We start from the raw sequence: 508 nt of genomic DNA, 5'->3' as shown, positions 1-508 counted from the left end.
GCGCATCAGGACGTGCCGTTCCAGCGTGTGGTGGAGGCGCTCCGGCCCGAGCGGACGGCTGCCCGGCATCCGTTGTTCCAGGTCATGCTCGCCCTGCAGAACAACACCGAGCCCGAGTTCGACCTACCGGGCGTCACCGCCGAGTTACGGCAACTTCGCACCGACAGCGCCAAGTTCGACTTGACCTTCGACCTCACCGAGCGCGGCTGCGGTCCGGCCGACGCACAGGGAATCGACGGCGTCGTCGAGTACAGCGCGGACCTGTTCGATCGGTCCACGGCGGAGGCGATCGCCGAGCGCTTCGTACGGCTGCTCAGTGCGGTCGCGGCCGATCCCGGCCGGCGGATCGGATCCGTCGAGCTGCTGTCGGACCGGGAGCGCGCCCAGCTGCTCACCGAGTGGAACGACACGGCCGCAGAGGTCCCCGAGGTCACCCTGCCGCACCTGCTGGAGGCTCAGGCCGCCCGCACTCCCGACGACGACGCCCTGGTCTTCGAAGGCGGCGCCG

At 70.3% G+C, this 508-nt stretch carries 1 protein-coding gene; it reads left to right on the top strand.

The window, feature by feature from the left end; translation table 11 throughout:
- Window positions 1-12: 12 nt before the first annotated feature.
- Window positions 13-508, top strand: a 496-nt coding sequence (locus B7767_RS44200) for a condensation domain-containing protein (RefSeq protein WP_256923813.1), incomplete at its 3' end; no start/stop codon positions are given.

Source organism: Streptomyces sp. 13-12-16 (assembly GCF_002114215.1).
Lineage (GTDB): Bacteria > Actinomycetota > Actinomycetes > Streptomycetales > Streptomycetaceae > Streptomyces.
Note: the sequence above shows the minus strand (reverse complement) of the source record. Positions and strands in the feature narration are given on the sequence as shown.